21 protein-coding genes and 1 riboswitch are annotated in these 21,210 nt (G+C 66.2%); of the genes, 11 read left to right on the top strand and 10 right to left on the bottom strand.

All coding sequences use genetic code 11. From position 1 onward, the window contains the following. Positions 1-387: 387 nt before the first annotated feature. The 4 genes from CHB77_RS01685 to CHB77_RS01670 are packed head-to-tail and all read right to left on the bottom strand — an operon-like array spanning position 388 to position 4,877. On the bottom strand, positions 388-1,416 hold the full coding sequence (locus CHB77_RS01685) for an SDH family Clp fold serine proteinase (RefSeq protein WP_089386434.1): 1,029 nt from the start codon (positions 1,414-1,416) through the stop codon (positions 388-390). Between the two features lie 4 nt (positions 1,417-1,420). Then, positions 1,421-3,217 carry a translation elongation factor 4 gene (gene lepA / locus CHB77_RS01680; protein ID WP_089386433.1) on the bottom strand — a complete coding sequence of 599 codons (1,797 nt, stop codon included), beginning with the start codon at positions 3,215-3,217 and terminating at the stop codon, positions 1,421-1,423. Positions 3,218-3,265: 48 nt separating this feature from the next. Then, positions 3,266-4,147 carry a DMT family transporter gene (locus CHB77_RS01675; protein WP_089386432.1) on the bottom strand — a complete coding sequence of 294 codons (882 nt, stop codon included), beginning with the start codon at positions 4,145-4,147 and terminating at the stop codon, positions 3,266-3,268. Further along, entirely contained in the window at positions 4,140-4,877 is a 738-nt protein-coding gene (locus CHB77_RS01670; RefSeq protein WP_242626490.1) for an HAD family hydrolase, read from the bottom strand. Before CHB77_RS01670 ends, CHB77_RS01675 begins: the two co-directional genes overlap by 8 nt. Positions 4,878-4,915: 38 nt before the next feature. Here CHB77_RS01670 and CHB77_RS01665 point away from each other — a divergent pair, with 38 nt between their 5' ends. The 7 genes from CHB77_RS01665 (at position 4,916) to CHB77_RS01635 (ending at position 10,918) form a co-directional block, all read left to right on the top strand. Further along, the gene (locus tag CHB77_RS01665; protein ID WP_089386431.1) at positions 4,916-5,101 is read left to right on the top strand and encodes a cation transporter; all 186 of its coding nucleotides are present in this window, start codon (positions 4,916-4,918) and stop codon (positions 5,099-5,101) included. Positions 5,102-5,235: 134 nt separating this feature from the next. Beyond that, positions 5,236-5,538 carry a hypothetical protein gene (locus tag CHB77_RS01660; RefSeq protein ID WP_089386430.1) on the top strand — a complete coding sequence of 101 codons (303 nt, stop codon included), beginning with the start codon at positions 5,236-5,238 and terminating at the stop codon, positions 5,536-5,538. Positions 5,539-5,544: 6 nt separating this feature from the next. Further along, positions 5,545-6,222 carry an NAD-dependent deacylase gene (locus tag CHB77_RS01655; RefSeq protein ID WP_089386429.1) on the top strand — a complete coding sequence of 226 codons (678 nt, stop codon included), beginning with the start codon at positions 5,545-5,547 and terminating at the stop codon, positions 6,220-6,222. A 29-nt stretch (positions 6,223-6,251) separates the two neighbouring features. Then, positions 6,252-6,445, top strand: a riboswitch (cobalamin riboswitch). 130 nt (positions 6,446-6,575) lie between these two features. Beyond that, positions 6,576-8,417 (top strand): TonB-dependent receptor plug domain-containing protein, encoded by a 1,842-nt coding sequence (locus CHB77_RS01650; RefSeq protein WP_089386428.1) that lies wholly within the window; start codon positions 6,576-6,578, stop codon positions 8,415-8,417. After that, positions 8,404-9,198 (top strand): ABC transporter substrate-binding protein, encoded by a 795-nt coding sequence (locus CHB77_RS01645; protein WP_242626491.1) that lies wholly within the window; start codon positions 8,404-8,406, stop codon positions 9,196-9,198. Before CHB77_RS01650 ends, CHB77_RS01645 begins: the two co-directional genes overlap by 14 nt. Continuing rightward, complete coding sequence (locus tag CHB77_RS01640; RefSeq protein ID WP_089386426.1) at positions 9,195-10,181, top strand: FecCD family ABC transporter permease; 987 nt, start codon at positions 9,195-9,197, stop codon at positions 10,179-10,181. Before CHB77_RS01645 ends, CHB77_RS01640 begins: the two co-directional genes overlap by 4 nt. Then, entirely contained in the window at positions 10,178-10,918 is a 741-nt protein-coding gene (locus tag CHB77_RS01635) for an ABC transporter ATP-binding protein (protein WP_423212868.1), read from the top strand. The genes CHB77_RS01640 and CHB77_RS01635 overlap by 4 nt, the downstream gene beginning before the upstream one ends. On the opposite strand, the gene parA is transcribed toward CHB77_RS01635, so the two are convergent. Both parA and CHB77_RS01625 read right to left on the bottom strand, forming a co-directional pair. Continuing rightward, entirely contained in the window at positions 10,915-11,550 is a 636-nt protein-coding gene (gene parA / locus CHB77_RS01630) for a ParA family partition ATPase (RefSeq protein ID WP_089386424.1), read from the bottom strand. The two genes, CHB77_RS01635 and parA, sit on opposite strands and share 4 nt — an antisense overlap. Before the next feature lie 79 nt (positions 11,551-11,629). Then, positions 11,630-11,953 (bottom strand): antibiotic biosynthesis monooxygenase family protein, encoded by a 324-nt coding sequence (locus CHB77_RS01625; protein ID WP_089386423.1) that lies wholly within the window; start codon positions 11,951-11,953, stop codon positions 11,630-11,632. A gap of 119 nt (positions 11,954-12,072) precedes the next feature. Between CHB77_RS01625 and CHB77_RS01620 the strand changes: the two genes are divergently transcribed. Continuing rightward, on the top strand, positions 12,073-13,113 hold the full coding sequence (locus CHB77_RS01620; protein WP_089386422.1) for a dipeptidase: 1,041 nt from the start codon (positions 12,073-12,075) through the stop codon (positions 13,111-13,113). An 83-nt stretch (positions 13,114-13,196) separates the two neighbouring features. On the opposite strand, the gene CHB77_RS01615 is transcribed toward CHB77_RS01620, so the two are convergent. Beyond that, positions 13,197-14,468, bottom strand: coding sequence for a helix-turn-helix domain-containing protein (locus CHB77_RS01615; RefSeq protein WP_089386421.1), 1,272 nt, complete (start codon positions 14,466-14,468; stop codon positions 13,197-13,199). 108 nt (positions 14,469-14,576) lie between these two features. Next, positions 14,577-15,806 (bottom strand): 5-aminolevulinate synthase, encoded by a 1,230-nt coding sequence (hemA, locus tag CHB77_RS01610; protein WP_089386700.1) that lies wholly within the window; start codon positions 15,804-15,806, stop codon positions 14,577-14,579. A 166-nt stretch (positions 15,807-15,972) separates the two neighbouring features. Between hemA and CHB77_RS01605 the strand changes: the two genes are divergently transcribed. After that, positions 15,973-17,358 (top strand): M20/M25/M40 family metallo-hydrolase, encoded by a 1,386-nt coding sequence (locus tag CHB77_RS01605; protein WP_089386420.1) that lies wholly within the window; start codon positions 15,973-15,975, stop codon positions 17,356-17,358. A gap of 52 nt (positions 17,359-17,410) precedes the next feature. Here CHB77_RS01605 and CHB77_RS01600 read toward each other — a convergent pair whose 3' ends face one another. Then, the gene (locus CHB77_RS01600; RefSeq protein WP_089386419.1) at positions 17,411-18,031 is read right to left on the bottom strand and encodes a transglycosylase SLT domain-containing protein; all 621 of its coding nucleotides are present in this window, start codon (positions 18,029-18,031) and stop codon (positions 17,411-17,413) included. Positions 18,032-18,335: 304 nt separating this feature from the next. On the opposite strand from CHB77_RS01600, the gene gatB reads away from it, so the two are divergent. Together gatB and CHB77_RS01590 are read left to right on the top strand one after the other, a co-directional pair. Further along, a complete protein-coding gene (gene gatB, locus CHB77_RS01595) occupies positions 18,336-19,865 on the top strand; it encodes an Asp-tRNA(Asn)/Glu-tRNA(Gln) amidotransferase subunit GatB (protein ID WP_089386418.1) in 1,530 nt (509 codons plus the stop codon). Between the two features lie 82 nt (positions 19,866-19,947). Next, complete coding sequence (locus CHB77_RS01590) at positions 19,948-20,394, top strand: DUF4177 domain-containing protein (RefSeq protein WP_176430298.1); 447 nt, start codon at positions 19,948-19,950, stop codon at positions 20,392-20,394. On the opposite strand, the gene CHB77_RS01585 is transcribed toward CHB77_RS01590, so the two are convergent. Continuing rightward, the gene (locus CHB77_RS01585) at positions 20,395-21,189 is read right to left on the bottom strand and encodes a class II glutamine amidotransferase (RefSeq protein WP_089386417.1); all 795 of its coding nucleotides are present in this window, start codon (positions 21,187-21,189) and stop codon (positions 20,395-20,397) included. Between the last annotated feature and the right edge of the window lie 21 nt (positions 21,190-21,210).

Here is a 21,210-nt window from a genome sequence, read left to right as displayed (position 1 = left end):
CTTGCAGCGGCGGTTTTACAAGCATCACATCCGCAATGACGAGGTCACGCGGCGCACATGCGGTATTCTTGGTGGAACCCGGTGAAGCACGGGTTCGCGGAACGGCCTGAGGATTGGCCGTATTCGTCATTCCGCCGAGACAACGCCGCCGGAAAGGTGGCGTAGGGTGCGTGTTCACACGCACCATGCGATCACAGGGCGGAAGTCGGGGGCGCGGGCATCAAGCCGGACCAACAGTCGGAACGAAGCGCAACTTGTAGGGTTCGTGTTTACACGCACCATTGCGCGGGTAGCAAGGAAGTGGTGCGTGCAAGCACGCACCCTACGCTTGCTATGGTTGCAAGTTAGAACGATAACATAGGTGCAACAGCACGAGTGTGGATGAGATCACGCTTCGGCATTTCCCCCCTTGCTAAGCTCTCCGATTCTGCTCTCGCTACTTGAGCCTCTTGTCGGATCGCACTGCCTCTCACCTTCGCGTCCGACAACCAAGTCACTGTTTTCGGCTGGTTCGGCCTTGATGGAGAGACTTTTCTCGTCCTCTTCTGTGACCTTTGATTCATCGGTATTTTCTCCCTTCTCTCTATCCAAGCGTATCACCAACTGCGGATTTTGCACGGAATAAACCAACGACCCTAAAGACTGCATAAGCTTCGAAAGGTTAACATCTGGTGACTCCACCGATTCGAACAATAGCTTGGCTTCTTCACCATCAATGATGAAATCGTGAGCAGGATAGCTATGAACAAGTGCCTCAACGGCACCTGGTTTGGCATTTTTCCCATCAGCTACTAAACGTTGTCCATACTGCGTAGCAACGTTGAGATCCCTTAGGTCGTTCCCGAGGGCTTCAGGGCTGATTTGGGCGTAAACAGGAGCCATCACTTGCGACGCAATAGCAGCTGCAATGCGAGATGCTGTTTCGAAGCTAACCGTACCCACACTCGCTATTTTAATCCCCAGCATGATCTTCTCAAACGTTTGCATTGTCTCTTGAGACAATCCATCAAACGCATTTCGCAGAATCAGGCCAGAACGCCGCTGTCCTATTTCATCTTTCTGAAACAGCTGCACGTCTAAAGGCCCAAGCTCAGCGATAACTTCCATTATAAGGCTGTGGGCCCCCAACGTGATCAGGGTGCCTGCACTTTTGCAGTACGACGGGACGAAGACTTCAAATTTTGTGAATGATTGCTGGAGCAAGCGTGCGATTTGGTATGCGGCGTTAGCTAACCCACCATTAGTAGTAAGGATTAGAAGAACATTTTCTCTTTGCGGTTGCGCTTCGGAGATTTGAAGGGCTTCTAAAAGCTTTCCGAATCCTTCCGTATCTATTCTACCACTATAAACTATAACAGCAGCGTTTCGTTCAGCAGAAATTGTATTTGCAAGCGCAATTATATCCGTGCTGCTCATTTCCTCATTCCATCTTCAACGCCTGAATGAACGCCGTCTGCGGGATCTCCACCTTCCCGAACTGGCGCATCTTCTTCTTGCCGGCCTTCTGCTTCTCCAGCAGCTTTTTCTTCCGCGTCGCGTCGCCGCCATAGCACTTGGCCGTTACGTCCTTGCGCATCGCGCTCAACGTCTCGCGCGCGATCACCCGCGCGCCGATGGCCGCCTGGATCGGGATCTTGAACATGTGCCGGGGGATCAGTTCCTTGAGCTTTTCCACCATCACCCGGCCGCGCGCCTCGGCGCGGTCGCGGTGGACCATGATCGACAGGGCGTCCACGGGTTCGTCGTTCACCAGGATCGACATCTTGACCAGGAAATCCTCGCGATATTCGCTGATCTGGTAATCGAAGCTGGCATAGCCCTTGGTCACGGATTTCAGGCGGTCGTAGAAGTCGAACACGACCTCGGCCAGCGGCAGGTCATAGACGACCATCGCGCGGCTGCCCGCATAGGTCAGGTCCAGCTGGATGCCCCGGCGGTCCTGACACAGCTTCAGCACGTCGCCCAGGTATTCGTCGGGCACCATGATCGTGGCCTTGATGCGCGGTTCCTGGATGTGGTCCACATGGGTCAGGTCGGGCATGTCGGCGGGGTTGTGCAGGTCGCGGACCTCTCCATCCCGCATGTGCAGCTTGAAGACCACGGACGGCGCGGTGGTGATGAGGTCCAGGTCGTATTCGCGTTCCAGACGGTCGCGCACGACCTCCAGATGCAGCAGCCCCAGAAAGCCGCAGCGGAAACCGAAGCCCAGCGCGGCCGAGGTTTCCATCTCATAGCTGAAGCTGGCGTCGTTCAGGGCCAGCTTTTCGATGGCGTCGCGCAGGGCCTCGAAATCGTTGGCGTCCACGGGGAACAGGCCGCAGAACACCACCGGCTGCGCGGGCTTGAAGCCCGGCAGGGCCACGTCGGCGCCCTTTTTCTCGTGCGTAATGGTGTCGCCCACGCGGGTGTCGCGGACCTGCTTGATGGATGCGGTGAAGACGCCGATCTCGCCCGGCCCCAGTTCGGGGATGTCCACCATCTGCGGCGTCAGCACGGCCAGCTTGTCGATGCCATAGACCGCGCCCGTCTGCATCATCCGCACCAGGTCGCCCTTGCGGATCACCCCGTCCATGACGCGGATCATGACCACCACGCCCAGATAGGCGTCGTACCACGAATCCACCAGCATCGCCTTGAGCGGCGCGTCGCGGTCGCCCTTGGGGGCGGGAAGGCGGGTGACGATGGCCTCCAGTACCTCGGGGATGCCGAGGCCGGTCTTGGCGCTGATGGGAATGGCGTCCGAGGCGTCGATGCCGATCACCTCCTCGATGTTGTCCTTGACGCGCTCGGGTTCGGCGGCGGGCAGGTCGATCTTGTTCAGAACGGGCACGATCTCGTGGCCCGCGTCGATGGCCTGATAGACGTTGGCCAGCGTCTGCGCCTCGACCCCCTGGCTGGCGTCCACGACCAGCAGCGACCCTTCGACCGCGCGCATGGACCGGCTGACTTCGTATGCAAAGTCCACGTGGCCCGGCGTGTCGATCAGGTTCAGCACATAGGTCCGGCCGTCGCGCGCGGGATAGACGATGCGGACGGTGTTGGCCTTGATGGTGATGCCCCGTTCGCGTTCGATGTCCATGCTGTCCAGCATCTGGGCCTTCATATCGCGGTCGGCGACGGTGCCCGTGGACTGGATCAGCCGGTCGGCCAAGGTGGATTTGCCGTGGTCGATATGGGCCACGATCGAGAAATTGCGGATCAGGGAAAGCTCGGTCATGGCCGGGCTATACAAGGGCGCGGGCTGCGCGGGAAGGGGGATCTGCGCCTATGCGGCGACCAGACGCGCGCGCCGCAGCCGCGCTTCGCGCCACATGGAATAGATGCCTGCGCCCGCGATCAGCGCGGCCCCGGCCAGGGTCAGGGCATCGGGGCGTTCGCCGAAGATCGTCACCGCCAGCAGCAGCGCGAACAGCAGGCGCGAATACCGGAACGGCGCGATCACGGCGATTTCCGCGATGCGGGTGGCGATGACCATGGTGATGTAGCCCGCGATGCCGAAACCCAGCGTCGCGGCCATCAGCGCCCCCTGCCCCGCAGACGGCGCCACGCCCTCTTGCCCGCCCAGAATCATCAGCGCCAGCCCGGCGATCCCCATGGATCCGAAGGCCCCGGCGGACAGCAGGCCCGATCCGACCTCGGGCGGTAGACGGCGGGTCACAAGGTCGCGGACAGCCAGCGTCATCACGGCGATGATCGCCAGGACGGAACTGAATTCGAACGCCGCCGTGCCGGGCTTGACGATCATCAGGACGCCGACAAAACCCGCGGCAATGGACAGCCAGCGGCGCCAGCCCACCTGTTCGCCCAGGAAAAGCGCGGCCCCCAGCGTCATCAGCAGGGGCTGCGCCTGAAGGATGGCGGATGCGACGGACAGATCGCCGGTCGCCAGCGCGGTGACAAAGGTGATGGCGCAGACGCCTTCGCACAGGTTGCGCAGCATGACGGCCGGGCGCAGCAGGTTGCGCGGACGCATCCCCTCGGGACCAAGGGCGACCCACAGGGCAAAGACCACCATTCCGCCAAATCCCACGACCGCCAGCAGCTGCCCGGTGGGAACGCCGCCCGACAGGCCCTTCAACAAAGCGTCTTCGGCGGCAAAGGCGGCCATGGCCACAACCATCAGAATGGCGGCGCGAAGGTTATGCATCGCGCGCCTCCAGCCGTTCGACCAGAGCGGGCAGGTCCGCGATGCTGTCCAGCCGGTGCGCGCGGGGGTGGTCAGGAGCATCGGCATGTTCAAGGGCCCAGGCCATGCCGTGGGGAATGAAGATGCCCTGCCCGCCCAGTTCCACGACCGGCAGCACGTCGCTTTTCATCGAATTGCCGGCCATCGCGAACCGATCCGCCGCGACACCGGCGCGGAACAGCACGCGGGCATAGGATTCCGGCGTCTTGTCGGCCAGGATTTCGACCGCGTCGAAGCGGTCGGCCAGGCCCGATGCGGCGATCTTGCGTTCCTGGTCCATCAGGTCGCCCTTGGTAATCAGGATCAGGCGACGGCCCTCCAGCGCGTCCAGCGCCTGCGGCACGCCGGGCAAAAGATCGACGGGGTGGGCCAGCATGTCCTGTCCCAGTTCCAGGATGCGTCCGATGGCGCGCCCGTCGATGCGCCCGTCGGTCAGTTCGATGGCGGTCTGGACCATCGACAGCATGAAGCCCTTGATGCCGAAACCGTATCGGGCAAGGTTTGCGCGTTCCACGTCCAGCAGGCGGCCGGCGATGTCGGCACCGTCCGCGTGATCGCCCAGCAGGGCCGCGAATTCGCCTTCGGTCACGCGAAAGAAGGTTTCGTTTTCCCACAGGGTGTCGTCGGCATCCAGCCCGATCGCCTCGATCATCGCATCCCCCGTCTTGCGGTTGCCGCCATGCAGGATCATGCTGCATCCGACTTGTCAAACCTCCTGAAAGGATCGCCATGACCTTCACCGTTCCCGGCATGAGCTGCGGCCATTGCAAGGCCGCCATCGAAGCCGCCATTGCTGACGCAGGCGGGCGCGCCACCGTCGATCTGGCGGCGAAAACCGTCACGGTCCAGGATCTGGACCAGGCCCGCGCGGCCGAGGCGATTCGCGCCGCGGGATACGAGATCGCCGCCGCCTGACGCGCCAAGGCCTTGACCCGGCGACACACCGAATGATTGAGCGGGCGGTCCCTTCCTGCTAGCATCGCGGCAGGACGGGCATCGCAGACCGGGACAACCGGCCCCCGCATCACCATAATCGAGGAGACAGTGTTATGCTCAACCGCATCGTCATTGCGGCGGCGGCCATCATGATGACCGCGCCCTTGGCCGTGGCCGGCCCCATCGACAGCGCCTGCGTCCGGTCCGACCGCGCACGGGGCAACGCGCCCCTGTGCGGCTGCATTCAACAGGTCGCGAACCAGACCCTGTCGCGGTCCGATCAGCGCCGCGCCGCGTCGTTTTTCCGCAACCCGAACCAGGCCCAAGAGGTCCGGATGTCGAAAAGCAATGCCGACAACGCCTTTTGGGCGCGCTACAAGCGGTTCGCGGGCCAGGCCGAGGCCTATTGCCGGTAGGCGGGCTTGCGCATCACCGTCCTGACCGGCGCGGGCATTTCCGCCGAAAGCGGGCTTGCCACGTTTCGCGCCAGCGACGGGCTGTGGGAAAGCCATCGGATCACGGATGTGGCGACGCCCGAGGGTTTCGCCGCCGATCCGGCGCTGGTCCACCGCTTCTACACCATGCGTCGGGCGAACGCCGCGGCGGCACAGCCCAATGCCGCCCATCTGGCCCTGGCCGATCTGGCGCGGCGGCACGACCTGACGCTGGTGACGCAGAACGTCGATGACCTGCACGAACGCGCGGGCAGCCCGGACGTGATCCACATGCACGGCACGCTGACCGGCGCGCTGTGCGCGGCCTGCGGGCATCGCTGGCCCGCGCCCCCGGTGATGTGCCCCGGCGATCCCTGCCCCGCCTGCGGCCGTCCCGCGACCCGCCCCGACATCGTGTGGTTCGGAGAAATGCCTTATCACATGGAGCGGATCTGGAACGCGCTTGACCAATCCGACCTGTTCGCGGCCATCGGCACGTCGGGCAACGTCTATCCGGCGGCGGGCTTTGCCCAACACGCCCGGCGGCGCGGGGTGGAGTGCGTGGAGTTGAACCTGGATGCCAGCGCCAATGCGCGCGACTTTCACCATCGCATCACCGGACCGGCCAGCCGCACGGTGCCGGAATGGGCGGTCTCGCTTGTCTGATTGCGCTTGCCTGACCGTAGGGCCGTAAGCTAAGGCAGCCCTGCCTCGGTTCCGGGTTTGCCCCCGGTTAAAAGGGAACGCGGTGCAAATCCGCGACTGCCCCCGCAACTGTCAGCGGAGAGCGAGGCCGGATCAACGCCACTGTCCCCCGCATCGGGGATGGGAAGGCCCGGCCAAGCGACGACCCGCAAGTCAGGAGACCTGCCGAACGCGATCACCCTGACGGCGCGCGAGGGGCGCGCCGGAAACGGAAACTTCCGTCGTGGTGGTGTCGCTGTCCGGGTCGGGACGATCCCCCCGGTCGAACCGCATCGCGCCCGGCCTGACGCCGGGTTTCTGGAAGGACGTCCTTCGTGACTCGCAGACCCTTTTTCCTGACCTTGCCGCCTACCTTAATTGCCGCCCTGTCCCTGACGACCGCCCTGCCTGCCGCCGCGCAGGACGGGGCGCAGGCCCCCTATGTTCTGGGCGGCATCACCCTGACCGCCAACCGCGAGGCGATCGAACTCAGCCGGTCGGGCAGTTCGGTGTCGGTGCTGTCCCGCGACGCGCTGAACGGGCTGGAAGGCCAGCCCCTGTCGCGCAGCCTGACGCGCCTGCCGGGCGTGACGCTCAGCCAGCAGGGACCGCTGGGCACGCTGGGGGCGCTGCAACTGCGCGGCGCGCCGGCCCAATACCTGCCCGTATTGATCGACGGGATCGAGGTGTCGGACCCGGCCGCGACCAAGCCCTATTACGACATGGGCGGGCAGATCGGCCAGGGCATCGGCCGGATGGAACTGCTGCGCGGCGCGCAATCGGCGCTGTATGGATCGCGCGCGGTGGCGGGCGTGCTGTCGCTGCAATCGCTGCGCCCGACCGAAGACGGGTTGCGCCATCATTTCGGGATCGAGGCCGGCAGCTATGACACGCTGACGGCCAGCTATGGCGCAACGCTGCGCCGGAATGGCACCGATCTGGCCTTCCAGGTCAGCCATGTCCGCACCGACGGCTTTTCCGCCCTGGATGAAAACGACGGCAATTCCGAGGATGACGGCTACGAGGCGACGCGCCTGTCCTTTTATTCGGCGCAGGAATTGCAGAACGGCGCCGTCATCGGCTTCAATGGTTTCTGGGAAGACAGCACCGGCGACTTCGACGACTTTCTGGGCGATGTCGCGGGCACGCCGGGCGACGACTACAGCGAACGCGAAAGCTATGGCCTGCGCGGCTTTGCCCGGTTCGCGACCGGCGCGATCGATCACGACATCGCCCTGACCCGCTATCGCATCGACCGCACCAGCGTTTCGGACGGATTCGAAAGCCCCTTTACCGGCACCCGCACCAAGCTGTCTTGGCAGGGCGCGGCCGACATCGGCCAAGGCGTCCGCGCCGTGTTCGGCGCCGATACCGAAAAGGAGGTATCCGAAGGCAACGGCGAGGCCCGCCTGAACGGCGTCTTCGTGGAAACGACCACGGCTCTGGGCGACCGGATCGACATCACCACCTCGCTGCGCCGCGACGACCATTCGCGCTTTGGCGGCTTTACCTCGGGCCGGGTGGCCGCCGTCTATCGCGCGCCGGGCGACCTGCTGTTCCGGGCGGCCATCGGCAACGGCTTCCGCGCGCCGTCGCTGTATGAACTGTTCGGCGATTACGGCGACCCGACCCTGCGGCGCGAGGCCAGCCGCACCCATGAAATCGGCGTCGAAAAGCAATGGGGCGACAGCCATCTGCGCGCGACGGCCTTCTGGCTGAGGGCCGACAGCCTGATCGGCTTCGACTTCGCCGCCACCGCCTGCGGGCAGCCCTTCGGGTGCTATGCCCAGGTCGATGGGACCGCGCGCCGCCGTGGGGTGGAAATCGACGGACGCTATGCCTTTGGCGCGGGCCACGCGCTGACCGCCAGCTATACGTTCATCGACAATCAGGTCGATGTGGACTGGGCCAGGGTGCCTGAACGCGTCCTGAACCTGGGGGCGGAAACGACCCTGGCGACCGGCACCACCGCACGGATCGACCTGCAACATGTCGCCGGTCGGACGGCGGGCCTGGACGATTTCACCATCGTCGATCTGCTGGTCAGCCATCCTGTCCGCGACAATGCCGATGCCTATCTGCGGCTGGAGAACGTCTTTGACGAGGATTATCAGTGGGTCCGGGGTTATGGCACCTCGGGGCGGGCGTTCTATGCGGGGCTGCGTGCGTCGTTCTAGGGCCGTCGTGGCGGCGGCGGTGATGATCGCCGCCGCGCTGCCCGCCGGGGCCGCCCCGCAGCGCGTGGTGTCGATGAATCTGTGCAGCGACCAGTTGGCGATGATGCTGGCCGCGCCCGGTCAACTGATCTCGGTCAGCGGTCTGGCGCAGGATCCGCGCCTGTCGCCGATGGCGGACCGGGCGGCGGCCTATGTCCCCAATAGCGGACGGGCCGAGGAAATCTTTCTGATGCGCCCCGATCTCGTGATCGCGGGGACCTATACCCCGCCCGCAACGGTGGCCATGCTGCGGGGCCTTGGAATCCGGGTCGAGGCCCCGCCCCCCGCCGAAAGCCTGGCGCAGATCCGGGCCGAGATCATCCGCATGGGCGACCTGCTGGGACGTCAGGACGCCGCGCGCGCCTTGCTGGCCCGCTTTGATGCGGATCTGGCTGCGGTGCGCCGCCCCGCTCCCCGCGGGCGCGCGGCGCTGTATTACGCCAATGGCTACACCTCGGGGCCGGACACGTTGGCGGGGGCCATCCTGGATGCGGCCGGTTACGCCAACGTCGCCTCCGATCACGGCATCGCCGCCACCGCGCCCCTGCCCATGGAACTGCTGGTCATGTCCCAGCCCGATCAGTTGATTACCGGCGCAAAATGGCCCGGCCGGTCGCAGGCCGAGGCGATTCTGGACCATCCCGCGCTGGCCGCCGCCCTGCCGGGCATGGCGCGGGTGACGGACCGCACCTGGATCTGCGGCATCCCCTTTGTCATCGACGCCATCCGGTCCCTGGAATGAGGTGGCTGTCGGTCGCCCTGCCGCCGCTGGTCGCGGCACTGACCCTGGCGTCGCTGCTGACCGGGCCTGCGGGCCTTGGCATGTCCGAATCCCTGCATGCCCTGGCATGGGGCGGCGATGGTCCCCTGCCCATCGTGATGCGCGACATCCGCCTGCCGCGCGCGATCCTGGGGGCGGTCGTGGGCGCCGGGCTGGGGTTGGCGGGCGCGGCCTTGCAGGGCTATCTGCGCAACCCGCTGGCGGAACCGGGCTTGATCGGCATATCGGGGATGGCGGCCCTTGGCGCGGTGATCGCGATCCAGACCGGCCTGTCGCTGGCCACCCCCCTGGCCTTGCCCCTGACCGCGTTGGCGGGGGCGGCTGCCGGCGTCGGCCTGCTGGCGGCGCTTGCCGGGCCGCGCGGCGGGTCGGTGACGCTGATCCTGGCGGGCGTGGCCATATCCGCCCTGGCGGGGGCGGGCACGGCCTTGGTGCTGAACCTGTCACCCAATCCCTATGCCGCCAACGAGATCGTGTTTTGGCTGATGGGGTCGCTGGCCGACCGGTCCCTGCTGCATGTCTGGCTGGCCCTGCCGCCGATGGTCCTGGGCGCGGCGCTGATCCTGCCCACCCGCCGCGCCCTGGACGCCCTAACCCTGGGCGAGGCCGCGGCGCAATCGCTGGGGGTATCCGCCGTCGCGCTGCGCTGGCGGCTGATCGCTGGGATCGCCCTGACCGTCGGCCCCGCGACCGCCGTGGCCGGGGCCATCGGCTTTGTGGGTCTGGTCGTCCCGCATGTCCTGCGCCCGTGGGTCGGCGCGCGGCCATCGGCGCTGCTGCCCGCCTCGGCGCTGGGCGGGGCGGTATTGCTGCTGGCCGCCGATATCGCGGTGCGGCTGATCGTGCCGGAACGCGACCTCAAGCTGGGGGTGCTGACCGCCATCGTCGGGGCGCCACTGTTTCTGCGCCTGATCTGGAAAACCCGCAGCGGGGGCCGCGTCTGATGGTGCTGCGGCTTTCCGGCCTGTCCGTCACCCGCCGCAACCGCCCGGTGCTGCATGGCGTCAGCTTGTCCCTGAACCCCGGCGAATTCGTGGGCCTGATCGGCCCGAACGGCGCGGGCAAATCGTCGCTGATGGAGACCGCGCTTGGCCTGATCCCGTGCACGGGCACCTCCAGCCTGGCCACGATGCCCCCTGCCCAGCGTGCCCGCCACGCCGCCTATCTGCCCCAGTCCCGCGACATCGCCTGGCCCGTCAGCGTCGAGGATCTGGTGGCCCTTGGCCGCATCCCTTGGCCCGGCGGCGGACGCGGCGGCCTGGACCGGATCGCCATCGACGCGGCCATTGCCCGGATGGGGTTGGAACCTTACCGCAAACGCACGGCCCAGCGTCTGTCGGGAGGCGAACAGAACCGCGCGCTGATCGCCCGCGCCCTGGCGCAGGACACGCCCCTGCTGATCGCGGACGAACCGATTGCCGGGCTGGATCCTGCCCAACAGCTGGCCTGCTTGCGCCTGTTTCGCGAACTGGCGGCAGAAGGGCGCACGGTTCTTGCCTCGATCCACGATCTGGGGCTGGCCGCGCGGTTCTGTTCGCGCCTGGTGCTGCTGGCGGAGGGGCATGTGCTGGCCGACGGTTCCGTTGACGCGGTATTGCGCGACGATCTGCTGGCCCGCGCCTTTGGCATCACGGTGCGCCGGGTGGACACGCCGGATGGCCCGGCGATCCTGCCGGTCTAGCCGATCGCGGCCAGAACCTCGTCCGTCAGGCGGGCGATCTCGTCGCGCGCCGGTCCGCTGCGGGCACGTTCCAGGGCGCCCACGCCCTCGCCCAGCGTTTCGGCATAAAGGACGCGGTTGGCCACCTGCGTATCGGCGACCTGCGCGCCCAGTTCGGCGGCTTTCTGGGCCACCTCGACCGACAAGCGCGTGTTGGGGCGGGTGCGGTTCAGGACCACCAGAACCGGCGCCTTTTCCCGCCGCGCCAGATCCAGCACGCCCTCGGTCGCCCACAGATCCACATGGCTGGTCGCCACAGGCACCAGCACCAGATCGGCCACCCGCAGGGCCGGGCGCAGGTCGCTGTCGATCTTTGGGGGCGTGTCGATGATGACGAAATCGAACCGCCGCTTCAGCTTTTCGGATTCGTAGCTGGCCCCCCAGGCGGACGAGGTGGAAAAATCCATCGCCTCGTCCTCTCCCTGCTTCTGCATCCGTTCGACGAACCACCGGCCCATGCTGCCCTGCGGATCGGTGTCGATCAGGGCGACCGAATGGCCGCGTTCATGCAGGCTGACCGCCAGATTGACGGCCAGGGTCGTCTTGCCCGATCCGCCCTTCTGCTGCGCGACCGTGATGATCCTGCCCGTCATCGCCCCTCCTGCCGCGTCGCCGCCTGGAAAGGTTAGCGAGGCCGCCGCATGATTGCACGGCCTTTTTGCAGCCGCAGCATCAGTCGTCGAAAACGGCCTGGACTTCGTACATCACCGGCTCGAAGCTTTTGCACATGCCGTGGATTTCGCGGTTGCGGCGGCGCATCTCGGGCTCGCGCAGCATGGCCTGGTAATCCTTGCGGTCGCGCCACTGCGAATAGGTGGCGATCCGGGTCTGGGCGTCGTTCAGGTGGATCGCACCCGACACGAAACCCGGCTGGCGGCGGATCACCCGGTCCCAAGCATCGGTCAGCATGTCCAGCACGTCGTGGGCGCTGCCGGGCGTTACCTCGAAGGTGGTGATGACGGTCTGGCCGTCGAAATCGGGGCGGATGTCGGGCATGGCTGTCTCCGTTGGCTTGCCGCAAACAGCCTAAGGCCGAATCGCGGCGGGCGCCAAGCGCGGCCATTGCCCGCCGCTGCCAGATGTGCATGGTCGCCCCAGCACACGAGGAGAACCCGATGATCCCGGTATTCGACGGCCACAACGATTTCCTGCAACGCGTCGTGGCATCCGGCCCCCCCGTCTGGCTGGACGGCGACGGCACCGGCCACCTGGATCTGCCGCGCGCCCGCGCGGGCGGCCTGGTCGGCGGGTTCTTCGCGATCTGGATTCCCGCGCCGCTCAATCCCAACGACGCGGCCGCCGTGGCGCTGATGGAAAATCCGCCCTTCGCCATGGCCCTGCCCGACCCGATCCCCTTTGCCGAGGCGCTGCCCCACGCCTTTGCCCAGGCCGCCGCGCTCAAGGCGTTGGAGCGGACGGGGACGCTGGATATCGTCACCTCGGCCCGCGGCATCCGCGCGGCGCTGGCAGGGGGGCGCATCGCCGCCGTCATGCACATGGAGGGGGCCGAGGCCATCCCCGACAGCGACGGGCTGCACCTGTGGCACGCAGCAGGGCTGCGATCGCTGGGTCCGGTCTGGTCGCGGCCCACGGCCTATGGCCACGGCGTGCCGTTCGCCTTTCCGTCCTCGCCCGACACCGGCGACGGGCTGACCGACGCGGGCAGGCAACTGGTCCGCGACTGCAATGCCCTGCGGATCATGCTGGATCTGTCCCACCTGAACGAGGCGGGCTTCAACGATGTCGCAGCCCTGTCCGATGCGCCCCTGGTCGCCAGCCACAGCTGCGTTCATGCCGTGAGCCAAAGCAGCCGCAACCTGACCGACCGGCAATTGCGGTTGATCGCCGACAGCGGCGGGCTGGTCGGCCTCAACTTCGCGTCCAGCTTTCTGCGCGAAGACGGGCGCCGCCTGCCGGTGGAAGGATTTTCCACCATGCTGCGGCATCTGGATCACCTGCTGGCGATCCTGGGCGAAGAGGGCGTGGCCTTGGGATCCGATTTCGACGGCGCGCTGATGCCCCGCGATCTGGCGGATGCCGCCGCCCTGCCCGCTCTGCTGGCCGCCATGCGGGACCACGGCTATGGCGATGCGCTGATCCGCAGGATCGCCAGCGAAAACTGGATCGGCCTCCTGGAACGGACCTGGGGCGAATGACGCCTGCATTGCCGTGGCGCAAATATCCTGCAAGGGGGCCTGGGGGACGCAAGATCCCCCAGCACTCGCAGGATGCAGACGGTTTATTCGGTAGTCGTCGCCGGCATGTCCGCAGACGGGGACGCCTGCGCGACCGCGACCATCTGCGCCAGTTCGGGATCGGCGTTCAGATCGGCCAAGGCGTAGAGGGCGGTCACCTCCTCGGGTGACAGCCTGACGTTCTTGACGACCTGGGGACCGGGCGCCGCCGGACCATAGGTCTGGCCCTTGACCGCGAAATAGATCGCGCCGGAATTGCCCGTGCGCATCACCGGCGGCTCCTCGAGCGCGGGCAGGATGAACCGTTCGCCCGCGTCCATGATCTTTTCCAGCAGAACCGTTCCCTCGGCCGAGGTCACGCGGACCCAGGCAGGCCGCGCCGCCAGCAGTTCCAGCGCCGAGGCGTCCGGGGCAACCGTGATCGCGGCTGCGGTCTGATCCGGCATGGGCGGGCCGAACGGGGCCTGCGCGGCCTCGGCCAGGGCCTGCTGGATGGCCGTCGCGGTTTCCGCCTCGGCCGTCGCCACCGCCGCGCCATCGGCGGCGGGCGCCTGACCCAGGCCGGGATCGATGGCCGCGATCGGACCGTCGCGCGCGGTCAGGACCGGAGCTTCCAGGATTTGCGGCCGGTACAGGCGGTCCAGGCCTTCGGGCTGGGGAAGGTTCTCGGCCAGTTCGGCCGGGTCCGACAGATCCAGCGCGGGTTCGGCCATGCCCAGGCCATCGACGGGATCCAGGGCCGTCACCACGCCCGGCGCGGTGTCGCCTGGCGTCAGCGTCACGCGCTGAACTTCTTGCAGGACCGCCCAGCCGCCATAGCCAAGGCCGCAGACCAGAACGATCAGCACCAGCACCGCGCCGATCGCGCGGGGTTCGATGTCGGACCAGAAACTCTCCTTCTGCGGGATGAACAGCGCCTTGGGATTGGCCAGGGCATCGACCGGATCGGACGGGCGGCGCGCGGGCTTTGGCCCGGCGGCGGTGGGCGCCATTCCATGCGTCGGCTGAAAACCCGATTCCAGGCAGAACCGCCGAAAGGTCCAGTCGGAATCCATGCCCAGATAGCGCGCATAGGACCGGACGTAACCCGACACGAAGCTGGGCGTGTCGAATGCGGTGATGTCGCAGTTCTCGATCGCGGCCACATAGGACGCACGGATGCGCAATTCGCGTTGCACATCCAGCAGCGATTTGCCCAATGTGGCCCGTTCGCCCCGCATGATGTCGCCAAGGCGCGTGTCGTCATCGAGGAAATGGTCCATTTCCCCCACCTGCAAACTTTCCTCTGCCGGGTAATCAGCCCGCAGCCTGCTCATGTCTCGCCTGCCTCATCGCCCATGCCGATATTGCCGAATCAGACAATATCTTTTGTTCTTTAACGAGAGTTTATCACGCAGGCGAGAGCAGTTCATCCACCGTTTTGATTAGGCGCTCATTTCCTGCCGGTTGAGTGCGCAATGCGACCACAACCGATCCATCGCCGTGACCAGCCGGTCGATCTGCCGCGGGTCGTGGACCGGCGAGGGGGTAAAGCGCAGCCGTTCCGTGCCGCGCGGGACGGTTGGAAAGTTGATCGGCTGGACATAGATTCCATGGTCGCGCAACAGCATGTCGGACAGTTGTTTGCAGTGGACCGGATGGCCCACATGAACCGGCACGATATGGCTGCCATGGTCGATGATGGGCATTCCCAGCGCCTTGAGCCGCATCTTCAGGATGCGGGCGTGCAGTTGCTGCGCATCCCGCAGGCGCTGGCCTTCGGCGCCCTTCAGGAAACGGATCGAGGCCGCAGCCCCCGCGGCCACCGCAGGCGGCAGGGATGTCGTGAAGATGAAGCCCGGCGCATAGGACCGGATCGCGTCGCACATCCGCGCGCTGCCCGCAATGTAGCCGCCAAAGACCCCGAACGCCTTGCCCAGCGTGCCGTTCACGATGTCGATGCGGTCCGTCAGCCCGTCGCGTTCGGCCACGCCGCCGCCGCGCGGGCCGTACATGCCAACCGCGTGAACCTCGTCCAGATAGGTCAGGGCGTTGAATTCATCGGCCAGATCACAAATCGCCGCGATGGGGCCGAAATCGCCGTCCATCGAATAGATCGACTCAAAGGCGATCAGCTTGGGCGCGGACGGATCGTCAGCCTCCAGCAACTGGCGCAGATGGGCCAGGTCGTTGTGCCGGAAGACGCGCTTGGCCCCGCCGTTGCGCTTGATCCCCTCGATCATGGACGCGTGATTCAGCTCGTCCGAATAGATGACAAGGCCGGGAAACAGCTTGGGAAGCGTCGAAAGCGTGGCGTCGTTGGCGATATAGGCGCTGGAAAACACAAGTGCCGCCTCCTTGCCGTGCAGGTCGGCCAGTTCGGATTCCAGCTGCTTGTGATAGACGGTGGTGCCCGAAATGTTGCGCGTGCCGCCCGACCCGGCGCCCGCCGCGTCCAACGCCTCGTGCATGGCCGACAGGACGGCCGGATGTTGCCCCATGCCCAGATAGTCGTTGCCGCACCAGACCGTGATGTCCTGTTTCCGCCCGTCGGGGCGCGTCCAGACCGCCTGGGGAAACTGGCCCTTGACCCGTTCGATGTCGATAAAGGTGCGATAACGCCCTTCTTCGTGCAGCCGACCGATGGCCTGGTCCAAAGCGGCATCATAATTCATTGCGGGCGTTCCCTTGCATAGCTGGCTGGGGGCAATCATTGTCAGATCGCGCGCGGTCTTGTGTTGATACATGTCAAATACCGAATATGACAGGTCAAAAATGTCGCATGGCGACCAAAGGACCATTTCGAAAACCTATAAAACCACTCGGAAAACAGGAATGAATATGGCCGATGATACCACAGTGAGTGCCGTTCTGGACAGTCTGGATCGCGGACTGGACGCTGCGTTGGACCGGCTGGCCGGGTTTCTGCGCATTCCCTCGATCTCGACCGATCCGGCCCATGCGGGCGATGTGCGCCGGGCCGCGGAATGGCTGCGCGACGAACTGGCGGGCCTTGGCTTTCAGGCTGCCGTCCGCGACACGCCGGGCCACCCCATGGTCGTCGCGCGGTCGCAGGCGGGCGGCGCGCGCCCCCTGCTGTTCTATGGCCATTACGATGTGCAGCCGGTCGATCCCCTGGACCTGTGGAACCGCCCGCCCTTCGATCCGCAGATCGAGGACACGCCGTCCGGCCGCGTCATCCGCGCGCGCGGGGCGTCCGACGACAAGGGCCAGCTGATGACCTTTGTCGAGGCGTTCCGGGCCTGGCGCGAGGTGCATGGCGAACTGCCGTCGGATCTGATCCTGCTGTTCGAGGGCGAGGAGGAATCCGGCTCTCCCTCGCTGCGGCCGTTCCTGCGCGACAATGCCGACGAATTGCGCGCATCGCTGGCGATCATCTGCGACACGGGACTCTATGCCGATGGCCGCCCGGCGATCACCACGCAGCTGCGTGGCCTTGTCGGGCAAGAGGTGGTCGTCCATGCCGCCGACCGCGACCTGCATTCCGGGGCCTTCGGCGGACTGGCGGCCAATCCGATCATGATCCTGGCGCAGGCCTTGTCGGCGCTGAAAGACGACCGGGGCCGCATTTCCCTGCCCGGATTCTACGACGGCGTCGCGGACCTGCCGCCGGAACTGGCCCGCGACTGGCAGGCGCTGGATTTCGACGCTGCGGAATTCCTGGCGCGCGTCGGCCTGTCCACCCCGGTCGGCGAACAGGGCCGCACCGCGCTGGAGATGGTCTGGAACCAGCCCACGGCCGAGATCAACGGCATCGAGGGCGGCTATACCGGCAAGGGGTTCAAGACCGTGCTGCCCGCGACGGCGCGGGCCAAGGTCAGCTTCCGCCTGACCGGCACGCAGGATCCCCAGGCGATTCGGCGGGCGTTCCAGGATCACGTCCGCCGCTTCGTTCCCGGCGATTGCCGGGTCGAATTTCACGACCACGGCGCCAGCCCGGCCAGCGTGATGGACATTTCGGACCCGGCCTTCGCCCAGGCCAAGGCCGCGCTGACCCAGGAATGGGGCCGCGAGGCGGCGTTCATCGGCGCGGGCGGATCGATTCCCATCGCGGGCGATTTCAAGCGGATCCTGGGAATGGATACGCTGCTGATCGGGTTTGCCAGCGACGACGACCGCATCCATTCCCCGAACGAGAAATACGACGTGGACAGTTTCGCCAAGGGCGCGCGGTCCTGGGCGCGCATCCTGGCGGCGCTGCGCTGACATGGCAAAGGGCGGGGACAACCCCGCCCTGTTTATTCGGCGGCCGCGACGATCAGGCCTGCGGCCGGCAATAGCTCTGGCTGCTGGTCCAGGCGGCGATGTCGGCCCGTTTGGACGCGTTGCGCATCGGCGCCCAGTCCCGCGCGACGCCGCGCCAGCCGCTGCCGTCGCGCGCCACAGCATTGTCCCGGCCCACCTGCCGCGCCATGATCTTGACGGCGCAGGACATGTTGTCGCCGCCGTTCTTGATGTTGCCGTCGCAGCCATAGTTGCGCCAGGTCGCCGGCGCGATCTGCATCAGGCCCAGCCACCGCCCGCCGCCGCCGCTGGCCTGCGGGTTGTAGGTGCTTTCGTGCTTGGCCACCGCCGACAGCAAGCCGGCCCAGAACGCTTTGCGTCCCGTGGTGTTCAACTGGGCATAGTTCGGGCAATACGCATCGATGTCGCCCGGCACCCGCGACAGGATCGTCACCCCTTCCCGGTCCAGGGCCGACAGGGTGGCCTGGGTCCACTGGTCCGACCCCGCGGCCTGGCCCCACCGCATCGGCGGCTGGCTTGCCAATTGCATCTGCTGAGCGTCGACCGCAGCCTTGCTTTCGGCTTGAGGGGTCGCGGTGGACTGGCACGCGGCCAGAAACGCCAGGGCGGCAAGGGTCAACAGCGCAGCGCGCATCCGGTCCTCGGGGGATTGTTTCGTCCCCCATCCCCATAGCCGGGCTGGAAAATCCCGCAAGGCCGGGCCGGATTGATCGGCGGCAAGACGCCAAGGCTGCGATTTCCGATGGTCGGAAATCCGCCTATGGTCGCCCGCACATGCCCGGTGTTGACGATCCACACGCGCATGTGTGCCAAGGGGACGATTCGCCAGGGTTCTTGCACCGGCGCCGATTGCGTTCGAGCGCCCTCGTGACATCGCCGCCGCGCTGACCTAAAAGACCTGCACACGCCCAATGGCCCGACGATCCCCGAGGTTCCCGATGCTTGACCACCTGTCCTTCACCGCCCCCAAGCCCAAGACCATCGCCGGGGCGAAAGGCGACTGGGAACTGGTCATCGGGTTGGAGGTCCACGCCCAGGTCGCCTCGAACGCCAAGCTGTTTTCCGGCGCCTCGACCGGGTTCGGGGCCGAACCGAACAGCCATGTGGCCTTTGTCGATGCGGCGATGCCGGGGATGCTGCCGGTCATCAACGAATTCTGCGTGGCCCAGGCCGTGCGCACGGGGCTGGGCCTGAAGGCCGCGATCAACCGCCGCAGCGCCTTTGACCGCAAGAACTATTTCTATCCGGATCTGCCGCAGGGCTATCAGATCAGCCAGCTTTACCACCCCATCGTGGGCGAGGGCGAGGTGATCGTGGACATGGCCCCCGGCGTCGCCCGCCGCGTCCGCATCGAACGCATCCACCTGGAACAGGATGCGGGCAAGTCGATCCATGACATGGATCCGAACATGTCCTTCGTGGACCTGAACCGCACCGGCGTCGCCCTGATGGAGATCGTCAGCCGCCCCGACATCCGGGGACCGGAGGAAGCGGCGGCCTATGTCGCGAAACTCCGCCAGATCATGCGCTATCTGGGCACCTGCGACGGCAACATGCAGAACGGCAACCTGCGCGCCGACGTGAACGTCTCGGTCTGCCCGCCCGGCGCCTATGAACGGTACCAGGAAACGCAGGATTTTTCCCACCTGGGCACGCGTTGCGAGATCAAGAACATGAACTCTCTGCGGTTCATCCAGGCCGCCATCGATCATGAGGCCCGCCGCCAGATCGCCATCATCGAGGATGGCGGGACGGTGGTGCAGGAAACCCGCCTCTATGATCCCGACCGTGGCGAAACCCGGTCGATGCGGTCCAAGGAGGAGGCGCATGACTATCGCTATTTCCCCGATCCCGACCTGCTGCCGCTGGACATCGAGCAGGCCTGGGTGGACGACATCGCCGCGTCCATGCCCGAACTGCCGGATGAAAAGAAGGCGCGCTTCGTGCAGGACATGGGGCTGTCGGAATACGACGCGGGCGTGCTGACGGCCGAGGTCGAGAACGCGGATTACTTCGAAGCCGTGGTCGCTGGCGGCAATTCGGGGGGCCGGGACGGCAAGCAGGCCGCGAACTGGGTCATCAACGAGCTGTTCGGGCGGCTGAACCGCGAGGGGCTGTCGATCGAAACCTCTCCGGTCGGCGCGGACCAGCTGGGCAAGGTCATCGACCTGATCGCCCAGGGCGACATTTCCGGCAAGATCGCCAAGGATCTGTTCGAGATCCTGTGGACCGAGGGCGGCGATCCCGCGCAGATCGTGGACGCGCGCGGCATGAGGCAGGTGACCGACCTTGGCGCCATCGAAAAGGCCGTGGACGACATCATCGCCGCCAACCCGGCCCAGGTGGAAAAGGCGCGGGCCAATCCGAAACTGGCGGGCTGGTTCGTGGGCCAGGTTCTCAAGGCTACGGGCGGCAAGGCCAATCCGGCGGCGGTCAACGATCTGGTGGCCCGGAAACTGGGGACGTGATCCTGCGGGTTGCGGCGGAACCGCCGCGCCCAACTCTGGTTATCGCAGGCCGAACGCGGCCCGCCTGGAAGGAACCCTTGTCATGAGCCAGTTCGAATACCGCGTCATCCCCGCCCCCACGCGCGGGGAAAAGGCCAGAGACGCCAAGACCCCGTCCGACCGTTATTCGGTGGCGCTGACCGGAGAGCTGAACCGCATGGCGCGCGATGGCTGGGAATACGTGCGCGCCGATGTCCTGCCCAGCGAGGAACGCAGCGGCCTGACGGGGCGCAGCACCGTCTATCACAACCTGCTGGTTTTCCGCCGCACGATCAGCACGCCGGCCGCTGCGGCGATAGCCCGCCCGCCGCAGCCGGAATATCCCGCCGCGGCCTCGCCCGCGCGCGAACCGGAACCGCTTCCGGTCCTGCCCCAGGCCGCCGCGCCGTTGCAAAGCAACCACCCCGTCGCCAGCCCCCCCGCCAAATCCCCGTCGCCGGACGACGACGCAATGCCGCCGCCCCCCCGCGCCGCGCCAGCCCAGACCTAATCAGGCCGCGACGGCCTGCGCAGGGGGTGCGAAAGGCTGGATCGTCACCCTGTCCCGATCAAAGACGCAAAAGCTGCCCGGAGGGATTTCCGTCCAATCCCCTTCATCGGTCTCCAATGGCTCTGATACGACGGCGCGGCCATTGCGGGTTCTGGACCAGCGATGGAACAGGCTGGGCGCATGATCGTCGCTGGCATGGCGGATGGCGTAAAGCCGCTGCCCGTCGGAAAAGGCGCAGGCCGCCCGGACAAAAGGCGCGATTCCCCGGCGGACGGCCAGATCCGTCAGCCGCGCGATGGCCCGCTCCATGGCCCCCTTGGGATCGCGGTCCAGCCCTTCGCCCAAGGCGATCAGGAAAAGCGCCTCGCTGTCGGTGGCGCCCTTGCGATAGGGATAGAAGGCGTCGGGGATCATGAAATCGGCGTCCCGGCGCAAGGCGTCATAACCGCCGAACTGGCCGTTGTGCATGAAGCTCCACCGGCCCGCGACGAACGGGTGGCAGTTGTTGCGGCTGGTGGCCGTGCCGGTCGAGGCGCGGACATGGGCCATGAACAGCCCCGACCGGACTTGCTGAACCAGGCTGTGCAGATTCGGATCCGACCAGGCGGGCATGACATCGCGGTAAAGCCCCGGTTCAGGCCGGTCACCATACCAGGCGATGCCGAAGCCGTCGGCGTTGACGGGCGTATGGCAACGCTGCGCGCCCTGGCTTTGCCGGATCAGCGAATGATCCGGGCGGCTGACGATATCTTCAAGGAAGATCGGTTGGCCCACATAGGCGGCCCAACGGCACATGGCGCTGTCCCTTCGCATTCG

The sequence above is a fragment of the Paracoccus sediminis genome (genome assembly GCF_900188295.1).
Classification (GTDB): domain Bacteria; phylum Pseudomonadota; class Alphaproteobacteria; order Rhodobacterales; family Rhodobacteraceae; genus Paracoccus; species Paracoccus sediminis.
This window is presented reverse-complemented; position numbering and strand designations above follow the sequence as displayed.